Origin of the sequence: Streptomyces cadmiisoli, from assembly GCF_003261055.1 — a bacterium.
In the GTDB taxonomy this organism is placed as follows: domain Bacteria; phylum Actinomycetota; class Actinomycetes; order Streptomycetales; family Streptomycetaceae; genus Streptomyces; species Streptomyces cadmiisoli.
On record NZ_CP030073.1, the window covers coordinates 4041522 to 4056286 of the forward strand.

Here is a 14765-nt window from a genome sequence, read left to right on the forward strand (position 1 = left end):
CAAGTCAGCGTATCCGGTCACGTTTCGATCACCGAGGGCGCCCGGGGTTACAGGCCAGGCGGTATCGGATCACTGTGGTGATGTTTTTGATCAGCTGATATGAGTGGGTATTCAATGACTTGAGCCGAAGAGGTGAGGTTTGTGCCGTTTTCCCGTCGGTAGGGAAGTCGGTGCCAGACCCTCCTCACCACCCCGGTTCCGCCTTCCCCGACCCGCCGAAGGGCCCGCTCACCCTCTCCACGCCGACGGTCCGGACGCGCCTCGCGCGCGCCGGTACGCGCGCCGTCCGCGCCCCGCGCGTCGCCGACACGCCGAACAGCCGCGCCGAGGGGCCGCCCTCCGGTCCGGGCCACCATGATCCCGGCCCACCGGACGGCCGCCGCGCCAGGCTTTCCCACGCCGGTCCGGGGACAGGTCGCGCCGACCGCCGCACCCCGGCCGGGCCGCACGACGCGCCCCGTCGACCGAGGCGCCCGCTACGAGCCCGACCACCCTGCGCATCCGCTACGGCCCTCCCTACGACCCGGCTCACGAGGCCTCCGTATCCCGCTGCCCGACGAAACACGGTTGTACGCACGCGCGTGGCCGACGATCACCGAGCCCAAGCCTCTCAAGCCGACGGCCCCGGCCCTCGCCACGGACGGCCGGACGGACGGACGGCCGGCCGGACGCACCGGACGGACGGACGCACCGGACGACCCGGACGACCCGAACGGGGGCGGAGGACGGAGGACGAAGGACAGGGAGACCAACGGACGGGAGGGCGTCGAGCCCACCGCGCTCCGTCCGCCGAACGCCTCCCACCCGACCGGCTCAGCCGGACCGACCCGCCCCCGCCGCATCGCACCCCGAGCCTCGGACCCCAGACCCTCACCGAGCCCCGAGGCCCGAGCCTCGAACCCCGGGCCTCGGGCTCCCCCGAACCCCCGACCCTCACCGGACCCGGCGATCAGCCTCCTCCAGGAGCCCCGCCCCCACGGGACGCGCCTGAAGGAACCGCCTCCGACACAACAGCCGAGCCCTCACCTCCCGCCCCGACCCCGACCCCGCTTCCGACCCCGCCCCGACTCCGGCTCCAGCTCCGACCCCGAAGACCGAACCGGACATATGCCACCAACGCCCCACCCTGCACCCCGCCCCAAACCCCGCCACGAGACGCCACCCACCCACCCGAGCTGACGACGATTTGACCCTAAATGAGTCGATTTGCCCCGACAGCGAGGGCGCCCTCCCCCCACACCCACGCGAAGCGAACCCCACACCCAGCCAGTTGATAGGGACTTGAGCCGATTGCCCGATTTGCCACTCTTGTAATCGCTCGTGAGTTGGCTCACGTTCGGAATATTCCCGGCCTTTACGAAATCCTGACCCGATCCACGCTTTCCACCTTTCCCCGCTTGCCAGTTGCCCCCTTGGCGACCGCAAAGGATCAAGGGGGCAAACCACCCCAGACGAAGATCAACCAGTGCGATGTGTGAATCCGCCACTTGCTCCCGACATGTGCTCTCGCATACGTTCCGGGCCAGTCGGGTGGACGCCGAATCCTGCCACCGCCCGATACCAACGAGACGAACTCACGCATGGCAGGAGCGGGGGACCCAGGTAAGTCGCCGGGGCGGAACGTCGTAAGACGCACCGCAACGGCTAGGGGTGAAGTCGCGTTCGCAAGGACGCGGCCGGGCAGCTCCCCAGCCCGAACCCGACAGCTCACCTCGCAGGCGCCGGAGAGGAACAAGCCCCATGTCTGCAAACGGTCAGCACAGTCGCTCGCGCACCGCCCGCCTCGCCCGCACCCTCGCCGTCGCCGGCACCGGCGCGGCCATGCTCGCGCTGCCGCTCATCGGCGCGACCGGCGCGTCCGCGGCGACCCCGACCGCGGCGCCCGCCGCCGTGTCGTACACCAGCAACCTCGACGGCTGGATCCGCCAGTCCCTCGACATCATGGCGGCCAAGGGGATCCCCGGTTCCTACAACGGCATCTACCGCAACATCATGCGCGAGTCGTCCGGCAACCCGAACGCCATCAACAACTGGGACTCCAACGCCGCCAAGGGCACCCCGTCCAAGGGCCTGCTCCAGGTCATCGACCCGACCTTCGCCGCGTACCACGTGTCCGGCACCGCGTACAACCCCTTCGACCCGGTCGCCAACATCACCGCCGCCTGCAACTACGCGGCCGACCGCTACGGCTCGATCGACAACGTCTACGGCGCCTACTGAGCCCGTCCGGCGCCTACGGCGCCTGAACGCCCACCGAGTCCCTGCGCCCCCCGAACGGGTGCGGGCGCGGGCCTTCGGTGAGAAGCCGTTCGAGGACGGCGGCGACCCCGTCGTCCTCGTTCGAGAGAGTGATCTCGTCGGCCACCGCCTTCAGTTCCGAGTGCGCGTTGGCCATGGCGACGCCGTGGGCGGCCCAGTCGAACATGGGGATGTCGTTGGGCATGTCGCCGAAGGCGATCGTGTCCGCCGGGCTGAGCCCCAGATGCCCGGCGGCCAGCGCCAGCCCGGTCGCCTTCGTGATGCCGCACGGCTGGAGCTCGACCGTCCCCGGCCCCGACATCGTGACCGTCGCGAGCGAACCGACCACCGTGCGGGCCACCGCCGCCAACTCGTCGTCGGACAGCACGGGATGGCGCAGCAGCACCTTGCTGATCGGCTCGCACCACAGGTCGTCCCGCCGGCCGACCCGTACCGCGGGCAGCGTCGGATGCGGCATGAGGTAGCCCGGCTCGATGAGTGTCAGCCCGTCGATCCCGTCCTGGTCGACGGCCGCGTACACCTGGCCGACCTCAGCCTCGATCTTTCCGAGCGCGGTCTCGGCCAGCTCCCGGTCCAGGGTGACCGACCACAGCAGACGGCCCGCGCCCACGTCGTACAGCTGCGCGCCCTGCCCGCACACCGCGAGCCCCGCGCCGCCCAGGTCCTCCAGCAGCGGGCGCACCCTGGGCGCGGGCCGGCCCGTGACCACCAGATGCCGGGCACCGGCCGCCGAGATCCGCGCCAGCGCGGCGAGCGACCGGTCGGAGACCGTGTCGTCGCCGCGCAGCAGCGTTCCGTCGAGATCCGTGGCGATGAGGGCGTACGCGGTGTGCTCGGCATATGCGATGGGTGCGGCCATGATCAGAGAATACGGACACCGCACCTACCCCGTTCATCCCCAACTGCCCATCGCCCCTCCGCTTTTCACCCGCGCACGGTGCCGCGCCCGACGGTGGCGCACCTGCTAACTCGCCTTCCGCGCCCGGCGGTTCGGCCGCCGAACGTCACTCGTACGTGACCTCCGGCTACCCCGAGATCCCGCGACGGCTGGTGCGCCACAGCCGGTACAGGTGTTGCGCGCCGGGCCGCCCGAGCCGCGCCAGCATGGTCAGGAACGGCAGCGGATCGTCTCCCGCCAGCCAGGCCAGTTCCGTACCGCTCGCCCGAGCCGGCGCGTGCGGTGTCGTGGTGCCGCCGCGGCGGTAGGCCAGCAGGGCGGGCAGGTCGATGTTCTCCACGATGAACCGGCGCCCCTCGCGCTGCTCCCCCTCGGGGACGGCCCGCCCGGTCAGATCGAGGTGCTGCGCCCGCACGACGTCCACCCCCGACTCGCTCTCGAACAGGCGGAACTGCGCGCCCATACGGGGGTTGAAGTCGAGCAGTTTGTACTGCCCGTCGCGGCGGTCGAAGCGCAGGTCGAGGTCGATGACTCCGCTGAAGCCGATCTGTTTGACGAAACGCGCTGCGAGGTCCGCGAGTTCCGGGTTGGCGACGATGTAGGCGTTGGCCGTCATCCCCGCGTGCGGCGGCCAGGAGCGGACCTTGACCCCGGTGAACATCGCGCGCGGCACCGAGTCCGCGCCGAAGTAGGCATGCACGATCCAGTCCTCGGCGTGCTCCCGGGGCAGATACTCCTGGAGGACGACGCCCGGCCGTTCGCCCCAGTCGCGGGCCAGCGCGAGCAGGTGCTCCCGGGTGGCGATCCGGGTGGTGCCGGGGACGGCCGGCCGGGCCCGGCGGACGAACGCCTCACCGTTCTTCGCCACCAGCGGGAACACCGCCCGCTCGGCGAAGGCCTCGATGTCCTCGTACGAGCGGGGGCACACCGTGGCCGGACTCGGCACCCCGTGCTCCACGCACAGTTCGTACAGGCCCTGCTTGCTCGCCAGGCGGCGCGGCAGTTCGGGGTCGACGCGCGGGAACAGGAAGGGGCCGGCGAGCTGGTCCTGGTGCTCGGCTATGAGCACGGCGGCCTCCTCGTCGGTCGGGACGAGGACGGTCGGCCGGCCGATCCGCCGCCCGATCCGCAGCAGGCCCTCCACCAGACGGTCCGGCTCCTCCGTGCCGGTCGTCGGCCAGACGAAGGCCCGGCGCAGATAGCGGGACGAGGCCGCGGGCGTGTACGGGTCCTCGGTGATCGCGTACATCGGCACCCCCAGCCTGCCCAGACTGCGGATGGCGCCCACCCCGCCGTGGTGCAGCGGATAGTGACCGAACTTCACGATCAGCCCCGGTACGGCACGGTCGGCTGTCGCGGACACACTGCTGGCACGTTCGGCCACGGGTTCCCCCCACGTGTCCCCTGCGGACCGGTCCCCCCGCTCCGCCTCCCCGAAGGACGCTAAGCCGGAATTCACACCTCCGATTGGAACTTTCCAGGACATTGCTAACTCTTTACGCCCTTTAGACACTGCCCAAAAGAGCAGCCACAGCCGTAACGTGTGCCGCAACCGCATGGACCGCGCGTACGAAAGTGAGGCAGTACCCCATGCCCCCCTTCGATGTCCCCGAGGGCGACCCCTTCGGTCCGCACAACCTTCCGTACGGCGTGTTCTCACCCGCCGGTTCCACCGAGCGGACCGTCGGCGTCCGCCTCGGCGACCACGTTCTCGACGCCGGTGCCGCGGCCCTGGCGCTCGGCTCCCCCTACGCCGCCCTGCTCGCCCGGCCCACCCTGAACGCGTTGCTCGCGGCCGGCCGCACCGCCTGGTCCGACGTACGGCGCGCGCTCACCGCCTGGGTGACGGTGCCGTCCCACCGCGACAGCATCACCCCGCTGATGTACCCCCTGTCCTCGGTGACCCTGCACCTGCCCTTCGACGTGGCGGACTACGTCGACTTCTACGCCTCCGAGAACCACGCCCGTAACGTCGGCCGGATCTTCCGCCCCGACGCGGCCGACTCGCTCACCCCCAACTGGAAGCACCTGCCGATCGGTTACCACGGCCGCTCCGGCACGGTCGTGGTCTCCGGCACCGACGTCGTGCGCCCCTCCGGCCAGCGCAAGGCCCCGACCGACCCCGAGCCCGTCTTCGGACCGTCCGTCCGCCTGGACATCGAGGCGGAGGTCGGCTTCGTCGTCGGCACCCCGTCGCCGATGGGCACATCCGTGGGGCTGGCCGACTTCCGCGAGCACGTCTTCGGCCTGTGCCTGCTCAACGACTGGTCCGCGCGCGACATCCAGGCCTGGGAGTACGTGCCCCTCGGCCCGTTCCTCGGCAAGTCCTTCGCCACCTCGGTGTCGGCCTGGATCACCCCGCTGGACGCGCTCGACGAGGCACGCGTCGCCCCGCCCGGACGCACCCACCCGCTGCTGCCCTACCTCGACGACTCGGCCGACGAGCCCGGCGGCTACGACCTGCGCATCTCCGTCGCCCTCAACGGCCACGTCATCTCCGACCCCCCCTTCTCGACCATGTACTGGACGGCCGCCCAGCAACTCGCCCACATGACGGTCAACGGCGCCGCCCTGCGCACCGGCGACCTCTACGGCTCGGGCACGGTCAGCGGCGCCGACGAACGCCAGCGCGGCTCCCTGCTGGAGCTGACCTGGAACGGCCGGGAGCCGATCGAACTGCCCGACGGCAAGCGGACGTTCCTGGAGGACGGCGACGAGGTGACGCTCTCCGCGTGGGCTCCCGGGCCGGACGGCGTCCGGGTCGGCCTGGGCGAGGTGAGCGGAAGGGTCGTCGCGGGGTGAGGGCCCCGGCGGCGCGGGAGGCGCTTTTCCGGTGAGCGGCGGTTCAGGCGCTGTCTCCGGGCGCCCCGCGCCGTCATACTTGCGGCGGGTGGTTTCCGGGGCGCGGGAGCGGGACGCGATCGGCGCGCGGCGACCGCCCCGCTTCCGCACGACCCGAGCCGCCCCACTTCCGACCAGGATCCGGAGCCCGTGGCATGACCGTCTGCCTGCTCCTGCTGAGCGTCGTCGCGCTGACGGCCGCCGTACCGGTCCCCCGCGCGCTCACCCGGGCCGCGTGGCCCGAACGGGAGCCGGTGGTCGGACTGTGGGCCTGGCAGTGCCTGGTCGCCACCGTGCTGCTGTGCTGTCTGGCCGCGCTGCTGCTGGGCGCGGCCGCCGTGTTCCAGACCGTGCGCGACCAGGTATTCGCGCCCGCGCCGCCCGACGTCACCGCGGCGTACGACCTGTCCGCCGCGCCGCCGTGGGCCGCGGCCCTGACCCTGCTGCTGGCCTGCGGCGCCGGCTGGACCACCGCGATGCTCGCCCGGGAGCTGGTCGAGGCGTGGCGCCGCCGCACCCGTGCCCGGGCCGTGCTGCGCGAACGCGCCCCCGATCTGCCGGCGGGCCTCCCGGCCGCTCGCGGCCCGCTGCTCGTCCTGGAGGACGAGTACCCGGACGCCTGGTGGATGCCGGGCCACCCGCCCCAACTGGTCGTCACCACCGGCGCCCTGCACCGGCTCACCGCCCACCAGCTGGACGCCGTCCTCACCCACGAGCGCGGACACGCCCGCGCCCGCCACGACTGGCTGCTGCACCTGTCCACCGCCCTGGCCACCGGCTTCCCCCGCGTTCCCCTGTTCGCCCACTTCTGCGACCAGACCCGCCGCCTGGTCGAACTCGCCGCCGACGACACCGCGTCGCGCCGCTGCGGCCACCTCACCACCGCCCTGGCGCTGATCGAACTGAACCAGCACCGCGGCGTGCTGTCCTGCTCGTCCAGCAACCGTCTGCTCGGCGAGCGCGTCGACCGCCTGCTGGCGCCCCCGCCGCGGCTCGGCAGACGCCACCGGGCCATGACGACCACGGTGGCCGCCCTGGCCCCGCTGCTGCCGCTCCTGATCACCTTCGCTCCGGGACTGTCGGCACTGAACTGACACCCGCCCGCCGGACGCCCCCGCCTTCAAAGCCCCGCACGACAGGTCCGCCCTGGTCCGGATGCGCCGCGCCCACCCCGGCCGGCAAACCGCCCGTCCGTCTGTCCGTCCGTCCGTCCGCCCGGAGTACACCGATCACCCAGCCGCCCGGACCCCGTCCGATTCCGGCTCCCTCTGCCGCCCGGACCGAGACCGGTTCCGGCTCGCATGCCCCCTCAAGCCCGGCCGTCCGGGTCCACTCCCCCCGTCCTCCAAGCCCGGTCGTCCGGCTCCGGCTCCCCCGCTCCCGAGTCCGGTCGTCCGACTCCGGCTCCCCTGCCGCCTAAGCCCAGTCGTCCGGCTCCGGTTCCGGCTCCTCCGCCATCTCGGGCCAGTCGTCCAGTGCGTTCTGCGCGTCCTGGTCGGCGCCGGCCGCCGGGCGGGCGGCCGGGTCCTCGCCCGACGGGCCGGTCAGAGAGGCCAGCACCGCGAGGACCCCCTCCCCGTACGTCGCCAGCTTCTTCTCGCCGACGCCACCGATGCCCCCGAGCTCCGCGACGGAGGCCGGCCACACGGTGGCGATCTCCCGAAGCGTGGCGTCGTGGAAGATGACGTACGCCGGGACACCCTGCTCGCGGGCCTGTTCGGCGCGCCACGCGCGCAGCGCCTCGAAGGCGGGGACCAGCTCCTCGGGCAGCTCGGCGACGGCCGCCTTCGACTTGCGCTCGCCCCGGCCGGAGGACGACGCCCCCGACCCGCCCGAGCGCGAGGTCACCGGCTTCTTCGGCTCCTTGCGCAGCGGAACCTCCCGCTCCCGCCGCAGCACCGAACCGCTGGCCTCGGTCAGCACGAGCGTCCCGTACTCCCCCTCGACCGCGAGCAGCCCCTGGGCCAGCAGCTGCCGGATCACACCCCGCCACTCGCCCTCGGCCAGCTCCTCCCCGATGCCGAACACGGAGAGCTGGTCGTGGTCGAACTGGATCACCTTGGCGGTCCGCTTGCCCAGCAGGATGTCGATGATCTGCACCGCACCGAACTTCTGGCCCCGCTCCCGCTGCAACCGCACCACCGTCGACAGCACCTTCTGGGCCGCGACGGTGCCGTCCCAGGTCTCGGGCGGGGCCGTGCAGGTGTCGCAGTTGCCGCAGGCCGTCGCATCCGCCTCCTGGCCGAAGTAGGCGAGCAGCTGGCCCCGGCGGCACCGGACCGTCTCGCACAGCGCCAGCATCGCGTCGAGGTGGGCGGCGGCCCGCCGCCGGAACGCCTCGTCGCCCTCACCCGACTGGATCAGCTTGCGCTGCTGCACGACGTCGTTGAGCCCGTAGGCCATCCAGGCCGTGGACGGCTGCCCGTCACGCCCCGCACGGCCCGTCTCCTGGTAGTACCCCTCCACCGATTTCGGCAGGTCGAGGTGGGCGACGAACCGCACGTCCGGCTTGTCGATGCCCATGCCGAAGGCGATGGTCGCCACCACGACCAGGCCCTCCTCCCGCAGGAAGCGGGACTGGTGCGCCGCGCGCGTGCCCGCGTCCAGACCGGCGTGGTACGGCACCGCCTCGACGCCGTTGCGGGACAGGAACTCCGCCGTCTTCTCGACCGAGTTGCGCGACAGGCAGTAGACGATGCCCGCGTCGCCCGCGTGCTCCTCGCGCAGGAAGTGGAGCAGCTGCTTCTTGGGGTCGGCCTTCGGCACGATCCGGTACTGGATGTTGGGCCGGTCGAAGCTCGCCTCGAAGTGCCGGGCCGCCGGCATGCCCAGCCGCTGGGTGATCTCCTGGTGGGTCGCCCGGGTGGCCGTCGCGGTGAGCGCGATCCGCGGCACGTCCGGCCAGCGCTCGCCGAGCAGCGACAGCGCCAGGTAGTCGGGCCGGAAGTCGTGACCCCACTGGGACACGCAGTGCGCCTCGTCGATGGCGAAGACCGAGATCTTGCCGCGGGAGAGCAGATCCAGCGTGGGCTCCAGCCGCAGCCGCTCCGGCGCCAGGTAGAGCAGATCCAGCTCCCCGGCCAGGAACTCGGCCTCCACCATGCGCCGCTCGTCGAAGTCCTGCGTGGAGTTCATGAACCCGGCACGCACGCCCAGTGCCCGCAGCGCGTCCACCTGGTCCTGCATGAGCGCGATGAGCGGGGAGACGACCACGCCCGTACCCGGTCTGACCAGGGCCGGGATCTGGTAGCACAGTGACTTGCCACCGCCGGTCGGCATCAGCACGACCGCGTCACCGCCGGTCACCACATGCTCGATGACCGCTTCCTGCTCTCCCCGGAAGGCCTCGTATCCGAAGACCCGGTGCAGCGTGGCCAGTGCCTCGCTGTCAGCGACTGCCGTCATTCCGCCGATCCCGCCTGTCCCACCCATCGCAGTGCCCCCGTACGTCGTCCCTCGACCACTGCGTCCACGATAGGCGCCCCGACTGACAGCGCCGGAGTTGTCCACAGGCCGGGCGTACGAACTGATCGACACCGGTCAACGCCGGTCAAGGACGATCCGGTGGCGGACCCGGAACACGGCAGCGGCCCGGCCCCTTCTCCGAGGGGCCGGGCCGCTGCCGTACGTACGGTCGCGCCGCGTCAGCGGACGAACACGCTCGCGTTCCCGGCGAGATCCAGGAAGTACTGCGGCGCCACACCCAGCACCAGCGTGACCGCCACGCCCACCCCGATCGCCGTCATCGTCAGCGGCGACGGAACGGCGACCGTCGGCCCCTCGGGCCGCGGCTCGCTGAAGAACATCAGGACGATGACCCGGATGTAGAAGAACGCCGCGATGGCCGACGAGAGCACACCGATCACGACCAGCGGGGCCGCGCCGCCCTCCGCCGCCGCCTTGAACACCGCGAACTTCCCGGCGAAGCCGGAGGTCAGCGGAATACCGGCGAAGGCCAGCAGGAACACCGCGAACACGGCCGCCACCAGCGGCGAACGCCGGCCGAGCCCCGCCCACTTGGACAGGTGCGTCGCCTCGCCGCCCGCGTCCCGCACCAGCGTGACCACCGCGAAGGCGCCGATCGTCACGAACGAGTACGCCGCCAGGTAGAAGAGGACCGACGAGACACCGTCCGGCGTCGTGGCGATCACACCGGCCAGGATGAAGCCTGCGTGCGCGATGGACGAGTACGCCAGCAGTCGCTTGATGTCGGTCTGCGTGATCGCGATGATCGCGCCACCGAGCATGGTCACGATCGCCACGCCCCACATCACCGGCCGCCAGTCCCAGCGCAGGCCGGGCAGGACCACGTACAGGATGCGCAGCAGCGCGCCGAACGCGGCCACCTTGGTCGCCGCCGCCATGAAGCCGGTCACCGGCGTCGGCGCGCCCTGGTACACGTCCGGCGTCCACATGTGGAACGGCACCGCGCCCACCTTGAACAGCAGGCCCATGACGATCAGCGCGGCGCCGACCAGCAGCAGCGCGTCGTTGCCCATGGTGTCCGCGAGCGCGGGGGTGACGTCGGTGACCGTGCCGTCGACGACCTGCGCGATCGTGCCGTAGGACATCGAGCCGGCGTAGCCGTACAGCAGGGCGATGCCGAACAGGGTGAACGCGGAGGCGAACGCGCCCAGCAGGAAGTACTTGACGGCGGCTTCCTGCGACATCAGCCGCTTGCGGCGGGCCAGCGCGCACATCAGGTACAGCGGCAGCGAGAAGACCTCCAGCGCCACGAACAGCGTCAGCAGGTCGTTGGCCGCCGGGAAGAGCAGCATGCCGGCCGACGCGAACAGCAGCAGCGGGAAGACCTCGGTGGTGGCGAAACCGGCCTTGACCGCGGCCTTCTCGCTGTCGCTGCCCGGCACGGAGGCCGCCTGCGCGGCGAAGGAGTCGACCGGGTTGCCGTGCGCCGCCGGGTCCAGTCGGCGTTCGGCGAAGGTGAACAGGGCGACCAGCGCGGCCAGCAGGATCGTGCCCTGGAGGAACAGGGCCGGTCCGTCGACCGCGATGGCGCCCATCGCCGCGATGTGTGCCTTGGTGGTGGCGTATCCGTCGGCCGCGAGGGCGACGACGCCGGCGAACGCCGCGACGAGACCGACGGCCGACACGAACATCTGGGCGACGTACCGGGACTTGCGCGGTACGAACGCCTCGACCAGCACCCCGACGATCGCCGCACCCAGGACGATCAGGATGGGTGACAGCTGGGCGTATTCGATCTTCGGCGCGTCGATCTTCGAGATCGGGTCGGCCGCGGTTGTCCACAGGCTGTGGACGGCTGTTGCGCTCACTTGGCCGCCTCCACCTCGGGCTGGGGGTCCTGCTTCTGTACGTCGGACATGGTCTGCTGCACCGCCGGGTTCACGATGTCCGTCAAGGGCTTCGGGTAGACGCCCAGGACGATCAGCAGCGCGATCAGCGGGGCGACCACCACCAGCTCGCGCACCCTGAGGTCGGGCATCGCCGAGACCTCGGGCTTCACCGGGCCGGTCATCGTCCGCTGGTAGAGGACGAGGGTGTAGAGCGCGGCGAGCACGATGCCGAAGGTGGCGATGATGCCGATCACCGGATAGCGCGCGAACGTGCCGACCAGGACCAGGAACTCACTCACGAAGGGCGCGAGGCCGGGCAGCGAGAGGGTCGCCAGGCCGCCGATCAGGAAGGTGCCGGCCAGCACGGGGGCGACCTTCTGGACACCGCCGTAGTCGGCGATGAGCCGCGAGCCGCGCCGGGAGATCAGGAAGCCGGCCACCAGCATCAGCGCGGCCGTCGAGATCCCGTGGTTGACCATGTACAGCGTCGCGCCCGACTGGCCCTGGCTGGTCATCGCGAAGATGCCCATCACGATGAAGCCGAAGTGCGAGATCGACGCGTACGCCACCAGGCGTTTGATGTCCCGCTGGCCGACCGCGAGCAGCGCTCCGTAGATGATGCTGATCAGGGCGAGGACGAGGATGACCGGCGTCGCCCACTGCGAGGCCTCCGGGAACAACTGGAGGCAGAAGCGCAGCATCGCGAAGGTGCCGACCTTGTCGACGACCGCCGTGATGAGGACCGCCACCGGGGCGGTGGACTCCCCCATCGCGTTGGGCAGCCAGGTGTGCAGCGGCCACAGCGGGGCCTTCACCGCGAAGGCGAAGAAGAAGCCCAGGAACAGCCAGCGTTCGGTGCTGGTCGACATCTCCAGCGAGCCGTTGGCCCGGGCCTCGGCGATCTCGGTGAGCGAGAAGTTGCCGGCGACCACGTAGAGGCCGATCACCGCGGCCAGCATGACCAGACCGCCGGCCAGGTTGTAGAGCAGGAACTTCACGGCCGCGTACGACCGCTGGGTCGACGCCGCCTCCTCGCCGTGCTCGTGGGCACGGTCCCCGAAGCCGCCGATGAGGAAGTACATCGGGATGAGCATGGCTTCGAAGAAGATGTAGAAGAGGAAGACGTCGGTGGCCTCGAAGGAGATGATCACCATCGCCTCGACGGCCAGGATCAGGGCGAAGAAGCCCTGTGTCGGCCGCCAGCGCCTGTTTCCGGTCTCCAGCGGGTCGGCGTCGTGCCAGCCCGCCAGGATGATGAACGGCATCAGCAGCGCGGTCAGCGCGATCAGCGCCACCGCGATACCGTCCACGCCCAGTTCGTACCGGACGCCGAAGTCCGCGATCCAGGAGTGGGACTCGGTGAGCTGGTACCGCGCGCCGCCGGGGTCGAAGCGGATCAGCACCACGACGGCGAGGGCGAGGGTGGCGAGCGAGACCAGCAGTGCCAGCCATTTCGCGGCGGTGCGCCGCGTGGCCGGCACGGCGGCCGTGGCGATCGCCCCGATCGCCGGGAGCACCGCCGTCGCTGTCAGCAGAGGAAAGGACATCGGTATCAGACCGCCCTCATCAGCAGGGTCGCGGCGACGATGAGCGCCGCGCCGCCGAACATCGAGACCGCGTAACTGCGCGCGAAGCCGTTCTGCATCCGGCGCATCCGTCCGGACAGGCCGCCCACCGAGGCCGCCGTGCCGTTGACGACTCCGTCGACCAGGGTGTGGTCGACGTACACCAGGGAGCGCGTGAGGTGCTCGCCGCCGCGGACCAGGACCACATGGTTGAAGTCGTCCTGGAGCAGATCGCGGCGGGCGGCCCGGGTGAGCAGCGACCCGCGCGGGGCGACCACCGGGACCGGGCGGCGGCCGTACTGCCCGTAGGCGACGGCGACGCCCAGCACCATCACGGCCACGGTGGACACGGTGACCGTGAGCGCGCTGACCGGCGGATGCCCGTGCTCGTAGCCGGTGACCGGCTTCAGCCAGCTCACGAAGCGCTCACCGATGCTGAAGTACGCGCCGGCGAAGACCGATCCGAACGCCAGCAGGATCATCGGGATCGTCATGACCTTGGGCGACTCGTGCGGGTGCGGCTCGTTGCCGTGCTCGTCCGGCTGCCAGCGCTTCTCACCGAAGAAGGTCATCAGCATCACGCGCGTCATGTAGTACGCCGTGAGGGCCGCGCCGAGCAGGGCCGCGCCGCCGAGGATCCAGCCCTCGGTGCCGCCCTTGGCGAACGCCGCCTCGATGATCTTGTCCTTGGAGAAGAAGCCGGACAGGCCCGGGAAGCCGATGATCGCGAGGTAGCCGAGTCCGAAGGTGATGAAGGTGATCGGCATGTACTTGCGCAGGCCGCCGTACTTGCGCATGTCGACCTCGTCGTTCATGCCGTGCATCACCGAACCGGCCCCGAGGAACAGCCCGGCCTTGAAGAAGCCGTGCGTCACCAGGTGCATGATCGCGAAGACGTAGCCGATGGGGCCGAGGCCCGCCGCGAGGATCATGTAGCCGATCTGCGACATGGTCGATCCGGCCAGCGCCTTCTTGATGTCGTCCTTCGCGCAACCGACGATCGCACCGAACAGGAGCGTGACCGCGCCCACGATGGTGACCACCAGCTGCGCGTCCGGCGCGGCGTTGAAGATCGCGCCGGAGCGGACGATCAGGTAGACGCCCGCCGTCACCATCGTCGCGGCGTGGATGAGGGCGGAGACCGGGGTCGGGCCCTCCATCGCGTCCCCGAGCCAGGACTGCAGCGGCACCTGGGCCGACTTGCCGCAGGCGGCGAGCAGCAGCATCAGGGCGATGGCGGTGAGCGTGCCCTCGGAGGTGTCCCCCACACTGCCGAGCACCGGCCCGAAGGCGAAGGTGCCGAAGGTGGTGAACATCAGCATGATCGCGATCGACAGGCCCATGTCGCCGACCCGGTTGACCAGGAACGCCTTCTTCGCGGCGGTCGCGGCGCTGGGCTTGTGCTGCCAGAAGCCGATCAGCAGGTAGGAGGCGAGGCCGACGCCCTCCCAGCCGACGTACAGCAGGAGGTAGTTGTCGGCGAGGACGAGCAGCAGCATCGCCGCGAGGAACAGGTTCAGATAGCCGAAGAAGCGGCGGCGGCGCTCGTCGTGCTCCATGTACCCGATCGAGTACACGTGGATGAGCGAGCCGACGCCGGAGATCAGCAGCACGAACGTCATCGACAGCTGGTCGAGCTGGAAGGCGACGTCCGCCTGGAAGCCCTCCACGGGGATCCAGCTGAACAGGTGCTGGGTCATCTCGCGTTGCTCGGCGCTCCTGCCGAGCATGTCGGCGAAGAGGATCGCACCGAAGACGAACGAGAGGACCGACAGGGCGGTGCCGATCAGATGGCCGACACCGTCGAGCCGGCGGCCGCCGCACAGCAGGACGGCCGCTCCGAGCAGGGGCGCCGCGATGAGCAGCGCAATCAGGTTCTCCACGATT

At 70.9% G+C, this 14765-nt stretch carries 9 protein-coding genes and 1 riboswitch; of the genes, 3 read left to right on the forward strand and 6 right to left on the reverse strand.

Annotated elements, in window-relative coordinates; all coding sequences use genetic code 11:
• Positions 1 to 1556 precede the first annotated feature (1556 nt).
• Positions 1557 to 1736, forward strand: a riboswitch (cyclic di-AMP (ydaO/yuaA leader).
• 4 nt (positions 1737 to 1740) lie between these two features.
• Positions 1741 to 2220, forward strand: a complete 480-nt coding sequence (locus DN051_RS17260) for a transglycosylase SLT domain-containing protein (protein WP_053760547.1) — start codon at positions 1741 to 1743, stop codon at positions 2218 to 2220.
• Positions 2221 to 2233: 13 nt separating this feature from the next.
• Here the strand turns inward: DN051_RS17260 and DN051_RS17265 are convergent, their stop codons facing one another.
• Positions 2234 to 3118, reverse strand: coding sequence for an HAD family hydrolase (locus DN051_RS17265; protein WP_053760546.1), 885 nt, complete (start codon positions 3116 to 3118; stop codon positions 2234 to 2236).
• A 166-nt stretch (positions 3119 to 3284) separates the two neighbouring features.
• Positions 3285 to 4541, reverse strand: a complete 1257-nt coding sequence (locus DN051_RS17270; protein ID WP_112439029.1) for a carboxylate--amine ligase — start codon at positions 4539 to 4541, stop codon at positions 3285 to 3287.
• Positions 4542 to 4747: 206 nt separating this feature from the next.
• Between DN051_RS17270 and fahA the strand changes: the two genes are divergently transcribed.
• Together fahA and DN051_RS17280 are read left to right on the forward strand one after the other, a co-directional pair.
• Positions 4748 to 5959 carry a fumarylacetoacetase gene (gene fahA / locus DN051_RS17275; protein WP_053760544.1) on the forward strand — a complete coding sequence of 404 codons (1212 nt, stop codon included), beginning with the start codon at positions 4748 to 4750 and terminating at the stop codon, positions 5957 to 5959.
• A 194-nt stretch (positions 5960 to 6153) separates the two neighbouring features.
• Complete coding sequence (locus tag DN051_RS17280; protein ID WP_053760543.1) at positions 6154 to 7092, forward strand: M56 family metallopeptidase; 939 nt, start codon at positions 6154 to 6156, stop codon at positions 7090 to 7092.
• Between the two features lie 322 nt (positions 7093 to 7414).
• On the opposite strand, the gene recQ is transcribed toward DN051_RS17280, so the two are convergent.
• The 4 genes from recQ to nuoL form a co-directional block, all read right to left on the reverse strand.
• Complete coding sequence (gene recQ / locus DN051_RS17285) at positions 7415 to 9430, reverse strand: DNA helicase RecQ (protein ID WP_053760542.1); 2016 nt, start codon at positions 9428 to 9430, stop codon at positions 7415 to 7417.
• 212 nt (positions 9431 to 9642) lie between these two features.
• A complete protein-coding gene (gene nuoN, locus DN051_RS17290) occupies positions 9643 to 11292 on the reverse strand; it encodes an NADH-quinone oxidoreductase subunit NuoN (RefSeq protein ID WP_053760541.1) in 1650 nt (549 codons plus the stop codon).
• Entirely contained in the window at positions 11289 to 12860 is a 1572-nt protein-coding gene (locus tag DN051_RS17295; protein ID WP_053760540.1) for an NADH-quinone oxidoreductase subunit M, read from the reverse strand. The genes nuoN and DN051_RS17295 overlap by 4 nt, the downstream gene beginning before the upstream one ends.
• A gap of 5 nt (positions 12861 to 12865) precedes the next feature.
• Complete coding sequence (nuoL, locus tag DN051_RS17300) at positions 12866 to 14761, reverse strand: NADH-quinone oxidoreductase subunit L (protein ID WP_053760539.1); 1896 nt, start codon at positions 14759 to 14761, stop codon at positions 12866 to 12868.
• Positions 14762 to 14765: the final 4 nt, after the last annotated feature.

Bases quoted from the DNA above. Each gene is read 5' to 3' on its own strand.
- DN051_RS17260 (WP_053760547.1), top strand. From the start codon at position 1,741: ATGTCTGCAAACGGTCAGCACAGTCGCTCGCGCACCGCCCGCCTCGCC.
- DN051_RS17265 (WP_053760546.1), bottom strand. From the start codon at position 3,118: ATGGCCGCACCCATCGCATATGCCGAGCACACCGCGTACGCCCTCATC.
- fahA (WP_053760544.1), top strand. From the start codon at position 4,748: ATGCCCCCCTTCGATGTCCCCGAGGGCGACCCCTTCGGTCCGCACAAC.
- DN051_RS17280 (WP_053760543.1), top strand. From the start codon at position 6,154: ATGACCGTCTGCCTGCTCCTGCTGAGCGTCGTCGCGCTGACGGCCGCC.
- recQ (WP_053760542.1), bottom strand. From the start codon at position 9,430: ATGGGTGGGACAGGCGGGATCGGCGGAATGACGGCAGTCGCTGACAGC.
- DN051_RS17295 (WP_053760540.1), bottom strand. From the start codon at position 12,860: ATGTCCTTTCCTCTGCTGACAGCGACGGCGGTGCTCCCGGCGATCGGG.